The sequence below is a fragment of the Corynebacterium macclintockiae genome (genome assembly GCF_027570165.1).
GTDB classification, from domain to species: domain Bacteria; phylum Actinomycetota; class Actinomycetes; order Mycobacteriales; family Mycobacteriaceae; genus Corynebacterium; species Corynebacterium macclintockiae.
Genome location: NZ_JAKMUV010000014.1, coordinates 1 through 13,505 on the forward strand (window position 1 = coordinate 1; position 13,505 = coordinate 13,505).

General features: G+C 61.3%; 12 protein-coding genes. 6 read left to right on the top strand and 6 right to left on the bottom strand.

What is annotated here, in order from left to right; genetic code table 11:
* Positions 1-157: 157 nt before the first annotated feature.
* The 5 genes from tyrS to L8U58_RS09110 are packed head-to-tail and all read right to left on the bottom strand — an operon-like array spanning position 158 to position 5,504.
* A complete protein-coding gene (tyrS, locus tag L8U58_RS09090; protein WP_269955181.1) occupies positions 158-1,444 on the bottom strand; it encodes a tyrosine--tRNA ligase in 1,287 nt (428 codons plus the stop codon).
* 46 nt (positions 1,445-1,490) lie between these two features.
* Positions 1,491-1,658, bottom strand: a complete 168-nt coding sequence (locus L8U58_RS09095) for a Trm112 family protein (protein WP_034966121.1) — start codon at positions 1,656-1,658, stop codon at positions 1,491-1,493.
* Positions 1,659-1,706: 48 nt separating this feature from the next.
* Positions 1,707-3,284: a VWA domain-containing protein gene (locus L8U58_RS09100; RefSeq protein ID WP_269955182.1), complete on the bottom strand. Its 1,578-nt coding sequence runs from the start codon at positions 3,282-3,284 to the stop codon at positions 1,707-1,709.
* Between the two features lie 60 nt (positions 3,285-3,344).
* Positions 3,345-4,010 carry a hypothetical protein gene (locus tag L8U58_RS09105; protein WP_005295687.1) on the bottom strand — a complete coding sequence of 222 codons (666 nt, stop codon included), beginning with the start codon at positions 4,008-4,010 and terminating at the stop codon, positions 3,345-3,347.
* A 48-nt stretch (positions 4,011-4,058) separates the two neighbouring features.
* Positions 4,059-5,504, bottom strand: a complete 1,446-nt coding sequence (locus L8U58_RS09110) for a vWA domain-containing protein (protein ID WP_269955183.1) — start codon at positions 5,502-5,504, stop codon at positions 4,059-4,061.
* Positions 5,505-5,929: 425 nt separating this feature from the next.
* Here L8U58_RS09110 and thiC point away from each other — a divergent pair, with 425 nt between their 5' ends.
* The 6 genes from thiC (at position 5,930) to L8U58_RS09140 (ending at position 12,029) form a co-directional block, all read left to right on the top strand.
* Positions 5,930-7,870 carry a phosphomethylpyrimidine synthase ThiC gene (gene thiC, locus L8U58_RS09115; RefSeq protein ID WP_034966112.1) on the top strand — a complete coding sequence of 647 codons (1,941 nt, stop codon included), beginning with the start codon at positions 5,930-5,932 and terminating at the stop codon, positions 7,868-7,870.
* A complete protein-coding gene (locus L8U58_RS09120; protein ID WP_269955184.1) occupies positions 7,860-8,504 on the top strand; it encodes a thiamine phosphate synthase in 645 nt (214 codons plus the stop codon). Before thiC ends, L8U58_RS09120 begins: the two co-directional genes overlap by 11 nt.
* A 41-nt stretch (positions 8,505-8,545) precedes the next feature.
* On the top strand, positions 8,546-9,706 hold the full coding sequence (thiO, locus tag L8U58_RS09125) for a glycine oxidase ThiO (protein ID WP_269955185.1): 1,161 nt from the start codon (positions 8,546-8,548) through the stop codon (positions 9,704-9,706).
* 65 nt (positions 9,707-9,771) lie between these two features.
* The gene (thiS, locus tag L8U58_RS09130) at positions 9,772-9,990 is read left to right on the top strand and encodes a sulfur carrier protein ThiS (protein ID WP_034993379.1); all 219 of its coding nucleotides are present in this window, start codon (positions 9,772-9,774) and stop codon (positions 9,988-9,990) included.
* 12 nt (positions 9,991-10,002) lie between these two features.
* Entirely contained in the window at positions 10,003-10,806 is an 804-nt protein-coding gene (locus L8U58_RS09135; RefSeq protein WP_034973537.1) for a thiazole synthase, read from the top strand.
* Positions 10,806-12,029 carry a ThiF family adenylyltransferase gene (locus L8U58_RS09140; protein ID WP_269955186.1) on the top strand — a complete coding sequence of 408 codons (1,224 nt, stop codon included), beginning with the start codon at positions 10,806-10,808 and terminating at the stop codon, positions 12,027-12,029. The genes L8U58_RS09135 and L8U58_RS09140 overlap by 1 nt, the downstream gene beginning before the upstream one ends.
* 29 nt (positions 12,030-12,058) lie before the next feature.
* On the opposite strand, the gene argH is transcribed toward L8U58_RS09140, so the two are convergent.
* Positions 12,059-13,498: an argininosuccinate lyase gene (gene argH / locus L8U58_RS09145; protein WP_034966098.1), complete on the bottom strand. Its 1,440-nt coding sequence runs from the start codon at positions 13,496-13,498 to the stop codon at positions 12,059-12,061.
* Positions 13,499-13,505: the final 7 nt, after the last annotated feature.

Consider the following 13,505-nt stretch of genomic DNA (forward strand, 5'->3'; position numbering starts at 1 on the left):
CGACCGCACCAGTAAGGTTTGTGTTCCCCACTCGCTCTCGGCGACTTGATTTAATGTACACCCACCCCGAAGAAACACACAAATCCCCTGGTAGAAGCGGGAAATGCAACTACCAAGGGATCTGTTTAACGCATACAGGCCGCGCGGGGTGGCGTCACTAAGAAGAAACACCTACACGCGCACCGGCGAAACGCTTCTTGCCCTTCCGCAGCACCAGCCACGAACCATGCAGCAGATCGTCGGCGGACGGCGACCATTCGATGTCCTCGATGCGCTGGTTGTTCACGTAAGCGCCACCCTCCCCGACGGTACGGCGAGCGGCACCCTTGGACTTCTCCAGACCGGACTCGACGAGGAGGTCCAGGATGGTGGCATCGGGACCGACCTCAGCAACCTCGGTTTCCTGCAGGGCGGAAGACAGGGTGGCCTCGTCCAGATCCTGCAGCTCCGCCTTGCCGAACAACGCCTGGGCGGCCAGCTCCACAGCCTCAGTAGCAGCAGCGCCGTGCACCAGAGTGGTCATCTCGCGGGCCAGAACACGCTGCGCCTCGCGCTTGAAGGGCTCCTCGGCGACCTTGCGCTCCAGCTCCGCGATCTCCTCCTGGGAAAGGAAGGTAAACCAGCGCAGGTAATCGATCACTACGGTATCGCCTGCGTTGATGAAGTACTGGTACCAGGAGTACGGACTGGTCAGCTGCGGATCCAGCCACAGCTTGCCACCGCCGGTGGACTTGCCGAACTTGTTGCCCTCCGCGTCGGTGACCAGTGGCACGGTCAGGCCATGCACCTTGGCGCCGTTCACGCGGCGGTTCAGATCCACACCAGAAACGATGTTGCCCCACTGGTCGCCACCGCCGATCTGCAGCACGCAGTCGTACTCGTTGTGCAGGTGCACGTAGTCGTTAGCCTGCAGCAGCATGTAGGAAAACTCAGTGTAGGAAATGCCATCCGATTCCAAGCGGCGCTTCACGGTATCGCGGTCCAGCATGGTGTTCAGCGAGAAGTTCTTGCCGACATCGCGCAGGTACTCAATGACGTTCATCTGGCTGATCCAGTCAGCGTTGTTCACCATCACGGCCGGGCTGTCCACGTCGCTTTCGCCGGTGAAATCGACGAATGCCTCCAGCTGCTTCTTGATGGCCACCATGTTCTCACCGATCTGCTCTTCGGAAAGCATGGAGCGTTCGCCCACATCGCGCGGGTCGCCGATCATGCCGGTCGCGCCACCAGCCAGGGTGATCGGGCGGTGGCCGAACTGCTGGAAGCGCTTCAACATAATCAGCGGCACCAGGTGGCCCGCGTGCAGGGAGCTACCCGTCGGGTCGAAACCGCAGTACAGCGTGATGGGATCCTGCGTGGCCTCCTTCAGCGCCTCCAGGTCCGTGGACTGATTAATCAGGCCGCGCCACTGCAACTCGTCAATGATGTTCTTGTTGTCACTCATGCGTATTCGTTCTCGTTCCTCTTTTATGCGTTGCTACTTGACGGGGTTACTTGACCGGCCAGTCTTGAGCTTCTTCGACCAGCAGCACCGGGATACCATCCTGCACCGGATAGGCCTTATTCAGGCGGGGGTTCACCAAATAGTCACCGTGATCCTCCAGCGGCTGCTTGTCGATGGGGCACGCGAGGATCTCTAGGAGCTTCTGGTCAATCATGTTGCCCAGTCTAGCTGGTGGCTTGGGCTCCTTCCTTAGTGACGCCCCCTACGTAGCCCAATACTTACTGGCCCTGTCCAGGGCAGTGGCCAGGCCGCCCTCTTTGGCCTTAAAGACTTCACCGCCGGTCTCTTCAGCAAGACGCTGCATGTCCTCTGCGTTTTCATTGCCGTAATGGACGATGTATACGGGGAAAATTACCCCCTCCTTGCGCTCCCTGTACCTCAGTTCGTGCGACCATTCCGCATAGTCCACACCTTTGGCAGGTGTTCCACTGGTCAGCAAGACTATTGACTGTCCTTGAATCAAGTTTCCTCTTTGCGGAATTCGCAGGTATTCCCTGTACAGCTGGTAATAGATATTGGCCTCTTGGCGGGCCGCCATACGGTCTACGTAATCCTTTAGAGTGCGTGCATGCTTTGGATCATCTGGGGAATAGTCCTTTTGGGTGAACGCTTTGCTCGAGGATGTACTGGATGTTGTGATATTTACCGCTCTGCCATTGACCCCCGCTTGTTCACCAAGCAAATCGAGTATGTCTTTCTTTGCTTCCCTGAATTTTTCCCCTTGCATGGAAGCGGAAACGTCGACTAGCAGGTTGATGTCTCTGGGGCGAAGCAGCTCCTCCCGATAAAAGCGCAATGTGTTTTCGAACTCCTGCTTGGAACCGGGGAGCTTATGAGCGGTTGTATCAGCACGGCGTTGCCCAGGTGAGTCGCCCAATTCAACTCGTATTTTATGCCGGAGTTCGTTGCCATGTTGAGTGACCCAATCAGCGAAGGCTTTCGTCTTAGCATGAGCAGAAGCCTCAGCTTCTTCGTCATCTGGATTCTTGATCACCGAAATCGGAAAGTCGTTAAACCCGATCCTGTCAGCGGGGATAACAAAGGTAATTTCTCCGTTATCCCTTAAAAGTTTCTCATCAGAAGAAAACGCGAAAACTGCTTGAGCAACATCATCTGTAGCAGAGAATCTGTCATACAATTCATCAGAAGTATCGCTTAAAAGCACCTGAGCGCCGAAAAACTTCTTCAATTGAGGATGAACTTTACCTGCAACCTCTTCTGCTAAGTCATCTGATTGCAAGCCCCCGATCTTGTATAGTATGCCGATCAGAGACTGCATCCCCAGGTTGGATTTGCCCGGATCTGCCATACCAAAAGTTAGGTCTCCCCTTGTGACCGCTTCCCGGACATCGTTCCACGTAACTTGCTTCTTCTGCCATCCCAAACGATCCAGGTCTTTGCTCCTTAATGCGAGCCCCAACGTATCCGAAGCCAACCCGTAGCTCTCTCCGAGCGCCTCATTGTTTTGCAGGTTCACATAGGAGTTAGTCGCCAACCAGACTGCATCGTACTCATCCCCTAGCTCCCCATTAGCAATCTTCCGGGAAAGCTCAACTGTGTCTCCCCCGAGGTCAATCTCGACTTGCATTCCGTAGTCACGCTTCGCTTCTACCCACAGGAACGGACTGAATGGAATGTCATTCGCCATCACTATCCGCAGCGGGCGCTCATCTTCTCCTCCATCACGTTTCTTGGCTACAGTCCCCACAGCCACAAAAAACACAACAAGGATAAATACGAGGAGAATACTGGCGGTCTTTTTGGAGAAAGCATTAGTCATTTCTTCAACTCTATTTGTGCGCAAACCGATGCATTATCTTGAAACCTAATTGATTTATACTCATTCCTCGGGCTTCCGTAGCACGCCGAATTCTAGTTCTAGGAATGTGCGATTGTCCTTCAGCTCTTGGAGGTTATCTTGCATGATCGCTTGGTGGACTTTGTCCATTTCCGATTGCAAAACTGCCAGCGAAGCACGGAAATCCTCAACGGCCTGGTTATGCGTTGCAGTCGGCATGTCATCAAGAATTCGGCAGGTCTCTGGGAAATAGACGTCCAAAATGCGGCGAACCTTGTTCTCTTGCGGCGGATCCGCAGCCAAGTGATCCCACTCGTGCACAACGTCCTTGCACGTGCTGTAGAAATGATCGAGATCCGCGTAGAACTCTTGGCGCTGCTGGCCGGAGACGCGCACGGATTCTTTGAGATGCTTAGAGTGGGTGCGGATGCCCTGTAGGGACTCGGTAGGAACCTCATAGAACGCGGGAGCTGGTTTACTAAAAGGTTCGTGCCGTTTCTTTTCCAGAGAGTGCTTCCCATCCTGGACTGGCTTCCCCTCTAGCGACTTTTGTTCCTGTCCTTCCGGCATGAGCATCCCCGCAGCACCGGCGAGGGCTCCCGCCACGACGATCCACAGAGATCCTAGATCCACCGCAGCATGCAAGCCCACGATCGCGACGAAAACGACAAGTCCAGCAACGATTTTCGGAAAGTACTTGGAGTTCATGGTTTCTTTCCTACCCTGTCCTACTGATTGCGGCCTACTGATTGCGGCCTACTGGTAACTGCGGATCTCTTCGAACGCCTTAGACAGATCACCGCTACGAGCGTTGAAAACCTTGCCACCGGTGAAGTCCGCCAGGAAGTTCATCTCCTCCTCGCTGGCCTCCCCGTAGAGGATGACGAACACCGGGATCTTGCGGTCAGTCTCGGCCATCTTGCGCTTCATCTTGGTGATGAACTCCTGGCGATTCGTGCCGGAGTTCGACTCACCGTCGGTCATCAGCACAATCGAATTCAGGGAACCGCCGCCTTCGCCCACACGGTCGTAGGCGCGCAACACGGCGTCATAAATCGCGGTTTCACCACGGGGCTGCAGACCATTGACGTAATCCCGCAGGCCTCGACTCTGCTCCGCACTGTCCGGGTCGTAGTGCTCCTGGGTGTATCCATCGGCAACCTTGCTACTGAAAGGCATAAGGGTGATCGTTTCGCGGCGGCCGAATCCCTTCGGATTACCGGCTTCGCCTGCGGTGCCGTCGATAAGCCTGTTCAGGATGCCCTTCAGATCTGCCAGTCGGTTGCCCCGCATCGAGCCGGACGTGTCGAGCAGGAAGTTGCTGTCAGCGGGGCGGCGAAGGTCATCCCGATACAGGCTGACAAGAGAACGAATGTGATCCTTCGACGTCGGATACTCGTAGTAGTTCTGGGTGTCCTTGTTTTCCGCGTCCTTGCCCGAAACGATCAGGTGGGTTCGCTCCCCTACCTCTTCGCTGTGCTCTTTAAACCAATCGGCTAGGGCTTCGACCTTCGCTACGGTGTCCGCCTCAGGCCCCGTTTCGCCGGGCTTCGTGAGCGCCGAAAGGGGGTAATCGGCAGCGCCCGCGGCATCCCCGGGGACGATTACTTCGATATCTACCCCGTCGTTTTCCTTCATCGATTGCAGAACGGATTGATAGTTGAAGATGCCGTCCGCCTTGCCAGGGTTCTTTACGAAGGTATCGCGCAACCAACCGGAAGATCCGGAAGTGATCGTCTGGCCGGAGAAGAAGTCCTTCATACGTGGCTTGTCGAGAAACGCCGTCGAAAGATCGAACTTCTGCCCCTGCGGAGAGTTGCTCAGTGCCGCCGCGACCGAAAGAAGAGTAAGGAAACCGGAGTTGGATTCCTGCGGATCTGTCATGCCGAACGTCAGATCACCGCGCTTTACGGCCTCAGCGATATCCGACCACTTGACGTCCTTATTGCGCCATCCCAGGCGATTGACCGCATCCTGTTTGAGCCCCAGAGCTACCGGCGAACGGGCAATGCTGTGATCTTCGGACTGCTGGGATGAGCCCTCCGCTCTGGCAAAAGCGTTGGTTGCAAACCAGGTGGCGTCATACTTATCCCCATAATCACCATCCACCAGGTTACGAGTGTTGACGAGAGTGCCACTGTCGTACTCCATTTCAATCTCGAACCCCAAGTCCGAGGAAGCCTGTTGGATAAACGGTTCCATATCCGACAGCTCTGTAGCAGCGACAATTTTCAAAGGCTTGCTGGTGTCATAAGACTTCCCGCCAGATCCGGTAAGACTGCCGGGGAAGTTCCCCGAGCCAACCACATAAGCAACCGCTGCTATCAGCAGCAACACAACTACAAGGAAAAACTTTGAACTGCTCTTTTTGCCGTTATTGGCGTTCAAGCTGCTGGGGTATGGGCTCGTCATAGGCCTGATCTTATTTCACACGCAGCTACTTTTCAGGTCAAACCGATCAAGCTGACAGGGCGAAACTACACGCTTGTGAGAGGTGCGTTACAGTGGAAAGCACAACCGAACACGGGCGCTCGAGGTATCGAGCTGAGACCGCGCTACATCCCGCGCGGGTACCGCTAGAACCTGTCTGGTTAGAACCAGCGAAGGAAGAGTCAGGAGAGTCTTTAATGACGGACACGTCTACCCAGAACACCGCTGCCACCCCCACCGACGAGTACGGCGCGGAGATCCACCCGAAGCACAGCTTCTCCCCCATCGAGAAGACCGTGGAATCCTTCGGCAAGACCTTCAAGCTGCAGGTTCCGGAGACGGAGATTCAGCTGGACGACTCACCGACCGGCCCCAACGCGCCAGTGAGGATCTACCGGACCCGCGGACCGTGGGCCGAGCCGACCAAGGGACTGGAAGGGCTGCGCAGCGAATGGATCGAAGCTCGTGGCGACGTGGAGCCCTACGAGGGGCGCCGCCGCAACCTGCTGGATGACGGCAACCGTGCAGTCAAGCGCGGCGAGGCCAGCGAGGAATGGAAGGGTTCCACCCGCCCCACCCTGCGCGCCAAGGACGGCAAGCGCGTTACCCAGATGCACTACGCCCGCCAGGGCATCATCACCCCGGAGATGGAGTACGTGGCGCTGCGCGAGCACTGCGACGTAGAGAAGGTCCGCGAGCAGGTTGCCTCCGGCAAGGCCATCATCCCGAACAACGTTAACCACCCGGAATCCGAGCCGATGATCATCGGCAACGCCTTCACCACGAAGATCAACGCCAACATCGGTAACTCCGCCGTCACTTCCTCCATCCGCGAAGAGGTCGACAAGCTGCGTTGGGCCACCCGCTGGGGTGCGGACACCGTGATGGATCTGTCCACCGGTAACGACATTCACACCACCCGCGAATGGATCCTGCGCAACTCCCCTGTACCCATCGGCACCGTGCCGATCTACCAAGCCCTGGAGAAGGTCGACGGCGTGGCCGAGGATCTGACCTGGGAGATCTTCCGCGATACCGTCATCGAGCAGTGCGAGCAGGGCGTGGACTACATGACCATCCACGCTGGCGTGCGCCTTCCGTTCGTGCCGCTGACCACCAAGCGCGTTACCGGCATCGTGTCTCGCGGTGGTTCCATCATGGCGGGCTGGTGCCTGGCACACCACAAGGAATCCTTCCTCTACGAAAACTTCGACGAACTGTGCGAGATCTTCGCTAAGTACGACGTCGCCTTCTCTCTAGGCGACGGCCTGCGCCCCGGCTCCATCGCGGACGCCAACGACGCAGCCCAGTTCGCAGAGCTGAAGACCATCGGCGAGCTGACCCACCGCGCCTGGGAGTACGACGTCCAGGTCATGGTCGAAGGCCCGGGCCACGTGCCACTGAACATGGTGCAGGTCAACAACGAAAAGGAGCAAGAATGGTGCGGCGGCGCACCGTTCTACACCCTGGGGCCGCTGGTTACGGATATCGCTCCGGGGTACGACCACATCACCTCCGCCATCGGTGCGGCAAACATCGCCATGGGTGGCACCGCGATGCTGTGCTACGTCACCCCGAAGGAGCACTTGGGTCTGCCGAACAAGGATGACGTGAAGACCGGTGTGATCACCTACAAGGTGTCCGCCCACGCCGCCGACGTTGCTAAGGGCCACCCGGGCGCCCACGAGTGGGATGACGCCATGAGTAAGGCCCGCTTCGAGTTCCGCTGGCACGACCAGTTCGCCCTTTCCCTGGACCCGGACACCGCGCAGGCGTACCACGACGAGACCCTGCCTGCGGAGCCGGCGAAGACCGCGCACTTCTGCTCCATGTGTGGCCCGAAGTTCTGCTCCATGCGCATTAGCCAAGACATCCGCGATGCTTTCGGCGACGAGATCGACGAGGCACTGGCCACCGATCAGAAGCAGTCGCTCGTCAAGGATCTGGGCCTGCCGGGCTTCGGCCGCCAGAGCGTAGACGGCGTGGACGCTACGGATGCCAAAGCCAGCGCTGCGGGCGAGGAGGAGATGGCGGAGGAGTTCCGCCGTGCGGGCTCCCAGCTGTACCTAAACCGCGACGAGGCTAAGGAAGTTGCCGAGGATCTGCAGAAGGAGGCGGCAGCGCACGGTGAGCGCTAACGTCGATCTGCGCTGCTACCTGGTTACCGGCACGCCGCACGAGAGAGTCGTCGACGTCGCCGCCGCGGCGGCCGCCGGAGGTGCGGGCGTGGTGCAGGTGCGCAGCAAACCCATTAGTGTGCGTGACCTGACGGCTCTGGCCATCGAGGTCGCCGCCGCGGTGCAGAAGGCCAACCCGGCTACACGGGTGTTGATTGACGACCGCGTGGATGTTGCGGCTGCCCTCATGCCGGAGCACAACATCCACGGCGTACACATCGGCCAGGACGACCTGGACCCACGCTTGGCTCGCCAGTTGCTGGGCAAGGATGCCATCATCGGGCTGACCACCGGCACCCTGCCCCTGGTTCAGCAGGCCAATGAGTATGCCAACGTGATCGACTACATCGGCGCAGGGCCTTTCCGCCCAACCCCTACCAAGGATTCCGGCCGCGAGCCGCTGGGGCTGGAGGGCTATCCCGCACTAGTAGAGGCCTCCCGCGTTCCGGTGGTAGCCATCGGCGACGTGCGCGCGGAGGACGCTGCCGACCTGGCCGCCACGGGTGTTGCCGGAGTCGCGATCGTTCGCGGGTTCATGAACTCGCCCGACCCGCGCGCTACGGCCCGGCAGGTGCTCACTGGTTTTTCTTCGTGACGCCCACCGCTTGCAACCCGCACAAGAGGAAGTGAATAGAAGTGACTAATTCCAGTCCTGGCGGCTCCCAGCACTATGCCCACATTGTGGTGGGCGCAGGCATCATCGGCCTATCCACAGCTTTCAAGCTAGTGGACCTCGGGGCGGACCCCTCTAGCGTGGCGGTGATCGACCCCGCGCCAGTAAGCGGGGCCTCCTTCGTCGCTGGCGGCATGCTGGCCCCGGTCGCAGAAGTGCAGTATAAGCAGGAGCCGTTGTACCCGCTGATGGTGGCGTCCAAAAACTTGTACGACGACCTGCTGCAACGGCTGGGCGAAAAGACCTCCCTAAGCACCGGCCACAGAACAGAATCAACCTTCGTGGTGGGGGCGGATCGGGCGGACGCGCGGCACCTCACCGAGCTGACCGAACACCAGCACGGCCACGGCATGGAGGTGCAGCGACTGCCGCTGCGCCAGGCCCGCAAGGCCGAGTGGGGGCTCAGCCCGCAGTTATCAGGTGTGGTCGAGATCCCCGGCGACCACCAAGTGAACCCGCGTATGTACTGCGCGGCGCTGCTGGATGCGCTGCGGAACATGGGCGTGGCGATCCTCGGCGAGCGGGTAGACAGCATCGAGGACGGTGCGGTCGCCACAGACGCCGCGACGCACACGGCCGACATGGTGTACCTGTGCAACGGGCTAGGCGCCGGGCAGGTAAAGGGCTGGTACGAGGGCGAGAAGTCGCCACTGAAGCTGCGCCCGGTGCGCGGCGATATGCTGCGGCTGCGGGTGCCCGAGGGAATGGAGCCGCCCGTGGGGCGCGTGATCCGGGGATTCGTGGAGGACCGGCCGGTGTACATCATCCCGCGGACCGACGGCACAATCGCGGTCGGTGCGACCAGCCGCGAAGACGCCCGCCGTGGCCCCGCGGTGGACGGGGTGTACACACTGCTGCGCGACGCCATCCGAATTGTGCCGGGCATCCAGGAGTGCGAATTCATTGAAGCGATCACCGGCGAACGGCCGGGCACGCCAGACGACCTGCCGTACCTGGGGAAAATCGGCGAGAAGCTGGTGATTTCCACTGGCTACTTCCGGCACGGAATTCTGCTGTCCGCGTTGGGGGCTACAGTGGGGGCAGCACTGGGAATGGGCCAGCCGGTACACACGTTGGAACCGGAGATCGATCTGGCCAGTTGCGCGCCACTGCGCCACGCCTAGAGGGGCGTGCGCGGGCGCTGCACAGAAGAGTTTGCAAGGTAAAGCCGTAAAGCTAAGGAGTTTTCATGAACTACACGGTGAATGACGAACCGCGGTCGGCGGAAAACGCGCCGAGTGTGGCGGAAGTCGTGGCTGCGGAAACGGGCCGCGAGGCCTCTGCTGCGGAGGGCGCGAAGGGGGTCGCAGTGGCAGTGAACCGCGCGGTCGTTCCGGCTAGCGACTGGGGGCGCACCCTGGACGACGGCGACGCGGTGGACATCCTGATCGCCGTCCAGGGCGGCTAGGAGTAACCGGCGATGCTGAAGATTGCGGATAAGGAATTCGATTCCCACCTGATCATGGGAACCGGCGGAGCCAGCAGCCAGGCACTGCTGGAGGATGCGCTGGTGGCCAGCGGCACCCAGCTGACCACGGTGGCGATGCGCCGCCACAGCGCACAAACTACCGGCGGCGGTGAGAGCGTCTTCGAGCTACTGAACCGCCTGGGCATTGACGTGTTGCCGAACACCGCGGGATGCCAGACGGCGCGCGATGCAATGCTGACGGCCCAGCTGGCGCGCGAGGCACTAGGGACGAACTGGGTGAAGGTAGAGGTCATCGCCGACGACCACACGCTGCTGCCCGACGTGGTGGAGCTGGTGGATGCATGCGAGATGCTGGTGGCCGAAGGCTTCGTGGTGCTTGCCTACACCAGCGACGACCCGGTGGTCGCCCGCCGGCTGGAGGACGTGGGCGTGCATGCCGTCATGCCGCTGGGTTCGCCGATCGGAACGGGGCTGGGGATCCTGAACCCGCACAACATCGAGCTGATCTGCTCACGTGCCCAAGTGCCGGTGCTGCTGGACGCGGGCGTGGGCACGGCCTCCGACGCGGCGCTGGCGATGGAGCTGGGCTGTTCCGGTGTGCTACTAGCCAGCGCGGTAAACCGCTGCCAGGATCCGGTGGCGATGGCGCAGGCCATGAAAGCGGCCGTGGAAGCCGGCCGATTGGCACGCGGGGCTGGGCGCATTCCCCAGCGCACACATGCCCAGGGTGCGTTGGCGTCCTCTAGCTTCGACGGTTTGGCCAGCTGGGATGGCTGGGCAGACGAGGTGCTGTGATGTTCAGCGAATACACTTCGCTGCCCGCCGATGAACTGAAGCGGGTGGCGCGGCAGACGATCCTTCCGGGACACGGCCTGCGAGAACAGGAGCGCCTGCACGAGGCACATGTGCTGGTGATCGGCGCGGGCGGCCTCGGCTGCCCCTTGATGCAGTCGCTGGCTGCAGCGGGGGTCGGCGAGATTTCCGTTATCGACGACGACACGGTGGACATCACGAACATCCACCGCCAAATCCTCTTCGGTGCCAGCGACGTCGGCCGTCCCAAGGTGGACGTCGCCGGCGAGCGCCTGCGGGAGCTACAGCCCGGTCTGCGCTTCCACGGCATCCACGGCCGCTTCACCGCCGACAACGCCGCCGAGCTGCTGGAGGACGTGGACGTGCTGATCGACGGCTCGGATACTTTCGCCACGAAGTTCCTGGCCGCTGATGCTGCCGAGGCCACCGGCACTCCCTTGGTCTGGGGTTCTGTGCTGCGCTACCGTGGCGACGTGGCGGTTTGGTGGTCCGGCCCGGGCGCTGACATAAGCGCCGAGGAGTCCGCCCGGGGCGTCGGCATGCGCGACCTCTACCCCTCCCAACCGGATCCGGACAGCGTGCCGGACTGCGCCACCGCCGGAGTGCTGGGCGTAACGACCGCGGTAGTTGCGGGCCTCATGGCCACGGAGACCATTAAGTTCCTGCGCGATCCTGACTCTCGCGCACAGCAAGTTGGGCGGTTGCATATTTATGACGCCCTTAGCGCCAACATCCAGCACTTCAACGTCACCGCCGATCCACAGCGGAAGCCGGTCACCGAGATCGTGGCGGAGGAAACATCGAGCTGCGAGGCTGACGCAGCTCAGGATAGTAGGCCTGCAGCGGCTGGGGAAGATACAGCCGCCTGCCTACTGCGTGCCCTAGCCGACGGGGCAGCGATAGCGATTGACGTGCGCGAGCCGGGAGAAAAGGCCATCAAGGACCTGCCGACGTTCTCCGAGTACCCCGGCTACCACCTGCCCACCAGCGTGTGGAGCGAGCAGCCGGAACTGGCGGAGCAGCTGCTTGAGAGCATGAGCAGCGCACACGGCGCTGCGGAGGACACGGTGGATGTCGTGGTCTACTGCGCGTCCGGCAAGCGCTCGGCAAACTTCGTCGAACGCTTCGCAAAGCACGCCGCCGGGCAGGGCGTGCGTCTGCACAACCTGCCCGGCGGGGCGAATGAACACGGGGTCGGGATCTAGACCCGATTGAACCTAGGTTCCCTGGGCGCTTAGACCAGGCGGGTCTTCTCAGCCCACTTGCGGTCGGTAGAGGAGGCTTCGCGCACGCGCTCCTTCTGCTCCGCCACGCGCACGCCAGCGGTGCCACCGCGGGTAGCGCGGGAGGCCACGGCACCGTCGATGGTCAGCACCTCGCGAACCTCCGGAGTCAGAGCCGTGTGCACACCCGCCAGTTCCTCGTCGGTGAGGTCCACCAGATCCACTCCGCGGGATTCCGCGATGCGGACACAAGAGCCGGAGGCCTCGTGGGCGACGCGGAAAGGCACGCCCTGGCGCACCATCCACTCCGCCAGGTCGGTGGCCAGCGTGAAACCCGCCGGGGCGAGCTCACGCAGGCGCTCCGGGTGGAAAGTCAGCGTATCGACCAGGCCAGCCATCGCCGGGAGCAGCAGGTTCAGCTGAGCCACGGAATCCGCGATGGGCTCCTTGTCCTCCTGCAAATCACGGTTGTAGGCCAGCGGCATAGCCTTCAGGGTGGCCAGCAGACCGGTGGCGTTGCCGATCAGGCGGCCGGTCTTGCCGCGCATGAGCTCTGCGACGTCCGGGTTCTTCTTCTGCGGCATGATCGACGAGCCGGTGGACCACTCATCGGCCAGCGTGACGTAACCGAACTCCGGGGTGGACCAGGCGATGACTTCCTCTGCCAGACGGGAAAGATCCACTGCAACCTGGGCAAACACGAAGGCTGCCTCAGAGGCGAAGTCGCGGGAACTAGTGGCGTCAATAGAGTTATCCGCAGCAGAGTCAAAGCCGAGCTCCTCCGCGATGGCCTCCGGGTCGAGCGCCAGGGAGGAACCCGCGAGCGCACCAGAACCATACGGGGACACAGCGAGGCGCTTATCCAGATCCTGGAAGCGCTGCACGTCGCGCAGCAGCGGCTGCGCGTGCGCCAGCAGCTGGTGGGCCAGCAGCACCGGCTGGGCGGCCTGGAAGTGCGTCTTGCCCGGCATGATGGCCTCCGGGTGGCGATCACACTGGGCGACCAGAGCGTCGACGACGTCCAGTACGCCCGCGGTGATGTCGCGGATCGCGTCGCGCAGCCACATGCGGAACAGGGTGGCGACCTGGTCATTGCGGGAACGACCCGCACGCAGGCGACCGCCGGCCTCCGGGCCGACCCGATCAATCAGGCCGCGTTCCATCGCGCCGTGGACGTCCTCGTCGCTGGGTTCGGGGCCGAAGGAACCATCGGCGACGTCCTTCCCCAGCTTCTGCAAGCCAGCGATGAGGGTATCGAAATCCTCGTCGCTGAGCAGGTTGGCCTTGTGTAGCACCCGTGCATGAGCCTGCGAGGCCAGCACGTCATAGGGGGCCAGGACCCAGTCGAAGTGCGTGGACTTCGACAGGGCAGCCATCGCCTCAGTCGGGCCGCCGGAGAATCGGCCGCCCCACAGGGCGCCCTCATTCGTGCCGTGTGCCTCGGTGGTCATGGTTGGG

What these genes read in the sequence shown, in the direction of transcription:
- tyrS (WP_269955181.1), bottom strand. Translation starts at nt 1,444, where the DNA reads ATGAGTGACAACAAGAACATCATTGACGAGTTGCAGTGGCGCGGCCTG.
- L8U58_RS09095 (WP_034966121.1), bottom strand. Translation starts at nt 1,658, where the DNA reads ATGATTGACCAGAAGCTCCTAGAGATCCTCGCGTGCCCCATCGACAAG.
- L8U58_RS09100 (WP_269955182.1), bottom strand. Translation starts at nt 3,284, where the DNA reads ATGACTAATGCTTTCTCCAAAAAGACCGCCAGTATTCTCCTCGTATTT.
- L8U58_RS09105 (WP_005295687.1), bottom strand. Translation starts at nt 4,010, where the DNA reads ATGAACTCCAAGTACTTTCCGAAAATCGTTGCTGGACTTGTCGTTTTC.
- L8U58_RS09110 (WP_269955183.1), bottom strand. Translation starts at nt 5,504, where the DNA reads ATGGAACCGTTTATCCAACAGGCTTCCTCGGACTTGGGGTTCGAGATT.
- thiC (WP_034966112.1), top strand. Translation starts at nt 5,930, where the DNA reads ATGACGGACACGTCTACCCAGAACACCGCTGCCACCCCCACCGACGAG.
- thiS (WP_034993379.1), top strand. Translation starts at nt 9,772, where the DNA reads ATGAACTACACGGTGAATGACGAACCGCGGTCGGCGGAAAACGCGCCG.
- L8U58_RS09135 (WP_034973537.1), top strand. Translation starts at nt 10,003, where the DNA reads ATGCTGAAGATTGCGGATAAGGAATTCGATTCCCACCTGATCATGGGA.
- L8U58_RS09140 (WP_269955186.1), top strand. Translation starts at nt 10,806, where the DNA reads ATGTTCAGCGAATACACTTCGCTGCCCGCCGATGAACTGAAGCGGGTG.
- argH (WP_034966098.1), bottom strand. Translation starts at nt 13,498, where the DNA reads ATGACCACCGAGGCACACGGCACGAATGAGGGCGCCCTGTGGGGCGGC.